Source organism: Allohahella marinimesophila (genome assembly GCF_039538005.1).
Taxonomy (GTDB): domain Bacteria; phylum Pseudomonadota; class Gammaproteobacteria; order Pseudomonadales; family Oleiphilaceae; genus Allohahella; species Allohahella marinimesophila.
Map to the genome: position 1 here is coordinate 1 of NZ_BAABBO010000032.1, position 5,296 is coordinate 5,296.

At 52.9% G+C, this 5,296-nt stretch carries 4 protein-coding genes; all 4 read right to left on the bottom strand.

The features are described 5' to 3' along the window. Positions 1–336: 336 nt before the first annotated feature. Positions 337–1,089 (bottom strand): hypothetical protein, encoded by a 753-nt coding sequence (locus ABD735_RS20100; protein WP_344809885.1) that lies wholly within the window; start codon positions 1,087–1,089, stop codon positions 337–339. 592 nt (positions 1,090–1,681) lie between these two features. Continuing rightward, entirely contained in the window at positions 1,682–3,202 is a 1,521-nt protein-coding gene (locus tag ABD735_RS20105; RefSeq protein ID WP_344809887.1) for a PIN domain-containing protein, read from the bottom strand. Between the two features lie 605 nt (positions 3,203–3,807). Next, positions 3,808–4,383 carry a hypothetical protein gene (locus ABD735_RS20110; RefSeq protein ID WP_344809889.1) on the bottom strand — a complete coding sequence of 192 codons (576 nt, stop codon included), beginning with the start codon at positions 4,381–4,383 and terminating at the stop codon, positions 3,808–3,810. Positions 4,384–4,764: 381 nt separating this feature from the next. Then, the gene (locus ABD735_RS20115; RefSeq protein ID WP_344809891.1) at positions 4,765–5,199 is read right to left on the bottom strand and encodes a hypothetical protein; all 435 of its coding nucleotides are present in this window, start codon (positions 5,197–5,199) and stop codon (positions 4,765–4,767) included. Positions 5,200–5,296: the final 97 nt, after the last annotated feature.

Below are 5,296 nucleotides of genomic sequence, written 5' to 3' on the forward strand. Positions count from 1 at the left end.
TCCAAGATTACTTGACCACTACATACACCTCCGCTGCGCGGAGGATACGTTCAAGTGAAAGGTGGGTCAGTTTTCAGTTGCAGCGGGTGGGTCAGTTTTACATTGCAGCTAACACCGCTAGCTCGGCTGAATGCCAGATCGGCGGCTGAGGTCTAAAAAAGAGAGCTTGCAAAAGATCTTTAAGCATTCGATAAACCTTCATAAGCTAAGTTTTCCATTACATTCCAATATCAGATTTAGCGGCTCTGGTTAGCGCACTTCAGTAGTTTCAAAAGCTCGTCAGAGGTAATAACCTTGGTATCGTTACGCAAGTACCAAAACACAGCGGCAGCTCGCCTACCCATGTTTTTTGTCTGACGTCACTAGGTAGTCGCAGGAGCTAGATAAGAACGTGTGGGCTGCATCCTCAAAAGCAGACCCTTTTTCATATGGGCACAGCTTATCTGGCCAATATCCAAAGCTTTCTAGTAAATTGAATAAAACTTGATGCTTGAGCCCTCTCATCATATTTTCCGGCTCTAAGCCGCGCTGACGCCAAATGCCCTCGTAGTGCTTTCGCACGAGCGATTCCTCGAGGTCAACGCACTGGTCAATATTTCGCGGAGCGTGGTCTTCGCTTCCGACGGGGTATTCGTACTCGCTCAGCCGCTGATTGATATGTTTGAACAGCTGCGCAGGTGCCAGATTGTTCATTACAGAGGGGATCATTTCGTACGCCTTAGCTGTCGCTTTGTGGGTGTCGTGCGGAACGAGTCTTCTGAAGTGCTTTGCTGCATCGGAGCCCACCCCTCTAGCCCTGAGGTCATCGTATACCTGGAACACGCGGCGCCGGATAAGCCCGAAATTATAAGCGCTATGTTCGAGATACCACCCCTGGCTAATTTCGCTCAGGAACACCAACCTTTGCATTGCCTCTTCAATGCTATAGATGTTCGCGACTTCAGAGACCATGCCTGCGGTGAATGGGAAAACAGCCCTTTGAACTTCTGACGCTTTTATCACTTCTGATTTGAGCTCAGGTTTAAGCCCATCGCACATGTGCGCGATCACGTTGGCATCGAGATAAATCTTAGGTACGTCGGACATCATTGAGACCTTTGGCAATCCACGTAATCAGCCACCCCGGCGCAATCTGCGCATGGAAGTATCTTGGACTGATTTTCGACATTGACTTTCTCCCCGAAATCAGCGCCATGAAATTCGATGAGATCTCCAGTTAATCTACCCCTATAGAGATCTCAATATAAAGGAGCGTTACACCGATGGAAGACAAATTTTGCGAGCAATCCCCTGCGCTCAGCTCTGGACTGGCCTGGCAACTACAGGTGATAAACCTGTCCCAACTGAAAAATCACTCGTAAATATGTCTCCCTCACTATTGCGCGTCACGCAAAGTGTGTGCTCGCTGATCTCTTCGAATGTATAGATGGGCTTCTCCCCCGTTTACTTGTCTTCTTTTCTTCCATTGAAGCGGCTTTTTCATCTTCTTTTACTCCGATGTTCTGGATAAAAATCTCTGGGCATTGTGCTTGGCAGTCTGCGCTCGCTCCGCTATTGCAGCAGGTCGCTTTCATTCAACGCCCCGCTTCTGCCCTCGAACCCTGCGTTTGCTGAGCCTCATCACCTGTACTGTCTCCTTGCGAGCAGTACAGGTCTTTCCCGGCCCCTGCCCTTCTCTCTATCACTCCTCTTCCTCGCTCTGCGTGGCAGTGGCATCAATCAGTTCGACAGCCTGTCTATACAACGGCGTGGCATCCACGTTCTGTTTGACGATGACAGCGAATGAGATGGGTGTAGTGAGATTCTCAGCATGGACTTCGCACAGGATCCGACCACCGCTGGCGTGATGACTTTCGAACAAAACATCGAACTCGATAAGTCGCGCGGTGCTTTGATGACGCCAGAAACTGCAGGTCAAGCTCGCCGCTGAACAGCACGCCCCCTCTTCCCAGTTTTCATACACAAGCGCTTCCTTGCCGACGGCCCCCACCGCAAGGGGTAATTCCAGATCCGGATATCGCCACTGTGTTCGCGGTATCGACTGCGCACTGTCATGGTCGTCCATCCCACTGCTCAGCCCGGCGACCACCGCGCCGATGTTCCCGCCATGTCGAACATGTTGACGGGCGAAGGCTTCGAGACCCTGAAACGCCGGCAATTCTCGAATCTGAGGAGCACACGGTGGTGGCGGTAGTTCAGGTTGCAGCGGTGCTTGAGCATCGTGCACTTCGTCCGGCGGTCGTCGCAGCGTCAATGGCCCCTCGGCCCTGATCTCCAGCCTGACCTCGCGTGCAGGCCGCTCACCTCGATTCTCGATCGCCAATCGCAGTCGCAAGGGGCGCTGATTGGCCGGGTGCTGGTGCAGCCCGGCGAACATGCTTTTGCACAGCGCCAACCAATGTGGATAGTCGATGTCACGATAGTGCTCGATGGCTGCTGGCGAAGGGGGCTCGAAGCGCGTCATGGCAAAAGCCTGCATCGCCGGCTTCATCACGTGCCAGTCCTGTTGCAGCGGGTGTCGCCGGCTCAGCCTGGCCACCAGCTCATCGAGTTGGTCTGCAGTTATCGGGGCCAGAGTGGTAATGGTCACAGACTTGTGGTTTGGGTGCTCAGGATTGACGAGCGAGATGTGCATCGACGGCTCCTGTCTGGCGTAGTTGGCTACCTCATTCCGTAGTTGTTGCAGCTCCTTGTCTTCATCCGGTACCTGCTCCTCCAGCATCCATTCTTTCGGAATCAATTTGAATTCAACATTACAGCCAACGGCCTTGAATCTGAGATCGCGATCAGCTGTCAAGAGTGCGACGTTGTGCTCACGTTTGCTCTTCACAAGCGCAGAGACAATAGCCACTAACTTATCATCAGTCTTCGCAAGATCGAGCCGATCACTCAGGCTTTGATCCCAGGGAAGTGCCATCGATAATTCAAGCACGACCTTCGGTCCGTTCTCTCGTATGACCTTCCTTGTCTCATTGTCTTCAAAGTTTTGCCTGGTCCACTTCCTGAAATTCAGCGCTCGTTTCCGTGGCTTCGACGGTCCTGTACTTCGGTGTTTGCCGAGTTCATCCTGAACCGGCGTGGTAAGGAGGATGGTGATGTCGTCGACCTGAAGATCTTCCCAGGATAATTGCTCAAGCGGTCTGCACTCGATGAACAAGTTGGTATCGGCCACCAGTATCAGGGATGTCGTGCTGACGCTCATAAGCTCCTCGATGCGATGTTGCTGGTCAGTGTCGCCAGCTTGAGAGTCGAGTGTATGATCTAGCAGCCTGTGCCTACCAGTGTCACGCCCTAAAGATTCCATACATGGCTTTGAATCTGCGGACTATCCGTCCAGGGGCTAAGCCATGACTGGATCTTCTGTTTATTCAGGACGCTTGGCGTAATCTCGCTGCAGCCGCTTCGATGGCGTGTAGTGGTCCAATCACTGAAAGCTCAGCTGACAGCGCTCGACGCGGCGATGCGCATCTCAACCATCAGCGGTGCCCGGTGTTTTTCCTATCGCGTATTATTCAGCCCGAGCCCCTTCAGGCCTCAGCCTACATCGAGCCAGTTGAAGTACCGCCTACCCGGTGGTTCTCGCATAAGGAGCCGTAATCTGCTGAAATGGCGATAGGGGTGGATCGACCACGGCCTTATATCGTCTGCCAGGCGCGCTGGCGCACCCTTCACAATGCTCCGACACGCGGGCGGCTGTGCGTCATCATCTATGTCGGTGGTCAGGGTGCGGATAAGAATACGTGGTGACGATGACGCCCAAGCCGTCTGGCGTGATTGTTGTCAATAATCTGAGCGGGACGTTGCGTTCTAGTCGATGAAGGCCGCAGATAAATAGACTAGGGCTAAAAGGCCAATGAAGTGCAGCCACTTTTGGCTCAGCAGTTTTTGCCATCTCGTTCTTGAGTAACGCAGTGAGACAAAGTTGTCTGGACACCATTTGGCATACGCCTGCTTCAATTCATGCGATACCTCAGGTTGGTCGAATCGATGGGCTAGAACAGCCTGTCGTCGAAGGAGGTCGGCTCTGCAGTCGGCAATGAGCGCCTGGTCGGTAGCCAACTCGCTGAAGTTGATGAAGGCGAAATCAGTGACGAGATTGCTGATGTACGGACGCTTCACTCGTTCGTGAGTGACTAAGGCATCGCACTCGACAAGATCGCCCAATCGCATATAGTCCTCAAGATCCATTCCGTTTGCCTTCATATGACAATCGACAATCGACTGTCGTAATCGCTTATCAAAAGGCCGGATGTAGCCTCTGGTCGTCAGCGGATCATCGATGACTTCGAGAGAGTTTCGGAAAAACTCACCCTCCATTTCCTGATCGCCCCACTTGAAGCTGATATAGGCGTCTGGCGTCGATTGAAATTCTTGGTAGCCCATGGGAGATAAAGCCTCTGATGCAGTTGGCCAGGGGGATCGGGCCGCTTCAGTCAGAGATCGGCTGAAAGAAGACGTCATGCTTCAGTATAGCGGGACTCCAAAGGGGCGCATTGAGCAACTCCGGTTCAAAGCTCATGCGAATGTGAAGGATCACCAGGCTCTAGTTCGTGCGAATCCTCAGACACATCACAAATACTGGTGACATGTCCTGTGGCATTTCTCTCAGATCAACAGGATTGTCTGAGCTGACTGATGAGTGCTTGGTCGCTGTGTCATAGCGTGGTGTGTTGGTCGTGGCTCAGCCCGAGAACAGGATCGTTCGCAGATCTACCGAAGGCCGACCCAGATTTCTTGGTTAAGCGCCCTTCGGTGTTTGGCAGGTCAGATCGAAACTGAGGATTCAATCCTGGTGACTGCGGCTCGGGCGCCTGCTGAACTCACGAGAGCCAGTTCGAGTAGAGAACGATTATCTAGATCATGATTCGGCACACGCAGATATCGCGACATCATCTGCGCGTCGCCCCGGCAGTGTAGTGCAGCTGCATCAAGCACACAGCAAACTTGATACACACGCGAGCTCTCGTAGCTGCTAAGTAATCCACCCTCTTTGACCGCTCGCTCGAGCTCCGCTTCTGGAAGTATCTCAGCGCCGAGCGCATCAGCTACTTTTCGGGCCACTCCAAGGCTCAAACCCTCATGTATTCGCAACGCCAGCTCGACGTCCCCGAGGCGTCCAAAACCCAGCATCACGCCTATGCGCTCAGACTGCTCACGAGGTAACGTTTCAACTTCAGCGTACACACTCAGGTCAATCATCTTGAGCACCTTTTTGTTTGATCACAACGTCAGAAATCGGAGGCGGGGTCAAAGAGCTTACCAGTCGTAGACTCCTAGTGTCCCGTCTGGTTAATTC